The sequence below is a fragment of the Arhodomonas sp. KWT genome, assembly GCF_010993615.1.
The window spans coordinates 1-1,551 of record NZ_WNXE01000068.1 but is presented as its reverse complement, the minus strand read 5'-3'; the positions used below and the strand labels follow the sequence as shown (position 1 = coordinate 1,551).

Below are 1,551 nucleotides of genomic sequence, written 5' to 3'. Positions count from 1 at the left end.
GCCCGACGGCGCGGTGATCATCGCCGCCGTCACCAGCTGCACCAACACCTCCAACCCGCGCAACGTGGTCGCCGCCGGGCTGCTCGCGAAGAAGGCCAACGAGATGGGCCTCACCCGCAAGCCCTGGGTGAAGACCTCCTTGGCGCCGGGCTCCAAGGCCGTGCAGATGTACCTGGAAGAGTCGAACCTGCTCCCGGAGCTGGAGAGCCTCGGCTTCGGCATCGTCGGCTTCGCCTGCACCAGCTGCAACGGCATGTCCGGGGCCCTCGACCCCGAGATCCAGCAGGAGATCATCGACCGCGACCTCTACACCACGGCCGTGCTCTCCGGAAACCGCAACTTTGACGGCCGCATCCACCCCTACGCCAAGCAGGCGTTCCTCGCCTCGCCGCCGCTGGTGGTGGCCTACGCCATCGCCGGCACCGTGCGCTTCGACATCGAGAAGGACGCGCTGGGGTTTGACGCCGACGGCAACCCGCTCACCCTCAAGGACCTCTGGCCCTCCGACGAGGAGATCGACCGCATCGTGCGCGAGAGCGTGAAGCCGGAGCAGTTCCGCAACGTCTACACGCCGATGTTCAACATCAAGGTGGAGAAGGGCGAGCAGGTCAGCCCGCTGTACGACTGGCGGCCCATGAGCACCTACATCCGCCGGCCCCCATACTGGGAGGGCGACCTCGCCGACCGGCCCGCGCTCAAGGGCATGCGACCGCTGGCGGTGCTGCCGGACAACATCACCACCGACCACCTCTCGCCGTCCAACGCCATCCTGCCGGACAGCGCCGCCGGCGAGTACCTCGCGAAGATGGGCCTGCCGGAGGAAGACTTCAACTCTTACGCCACCCACCGCGGCGACCACCTCACCGCCCAGCGCGCGACGCTGGCCAACCCGAAGCTGTTCAACGAGATGGTGCGGGATGAGAACGGCGAGGTCCGCCAGGGCTCGCTCACCCGGCTGGAGCCGGAGGGCGAGGTCATGCGCATGTGGGACGCCATCGAGACCTACCAGCAGCGCCGCCAGCCGCTGATCATCGTCGCCGGCGCCGACTACGGCCAGGGCTCGTCGCGAGACTGGGCCGCCAAGGGCGTGCGCCTCGCCGGCGTCGAGGCCATCGCCGCCGAGGGCTTCGAGCGCATCCACCGCACCAACCTGGTGGGCATGGGCGTGCTCCCGCTGCAGTTCCAGGAGGGCACCACCCGCAGGACCCTGGGCATCGACGGCAGCGAGACCTACGACGTCGAGGGCGAGCCGGCCCCGGGCGCCACCCTGACCCTGGTGATCCACCGCCAGGACGGCAGCCGCGAGGCCGTCCCGGTGATCTGCCGCCTGGACACCCAGGACGAGCTCAGCATCTATGCCGCCGGCGGTATCCTCCAGCGGTTTGCGAAGGAATTCATGGGGGAGGACGTGGAGACGGAGGCCGCCAGCAGCTGACGCTGCTTCCCCCCTCTCCCCAAACCCCTCTCCCCCTCGCGGGAGAGATTCTATGTCCGGTGTCAAGCGGCCGCGGCGATTTTGCTCGGGTCATAAGTGGTTTGGTTTTTCATCAG

1 protein-coding gene is annotated in these 1,551 nt (G+C 68.3%); it reads left to right on the top strand.

Annotated features, from left to right (window positions below):
- The coding region (gene acnA / locus G7A99_RS11295) for an aconitate hydratase AcnA (RefSeq protein ID WP_240466249.1) at positions 1-1,435 on the top strand (1,435 nt) is incomplete at its 5' end.
- Between the last annotated feature and the right edge of the window lie 116 nt (positions 1,436-1,551).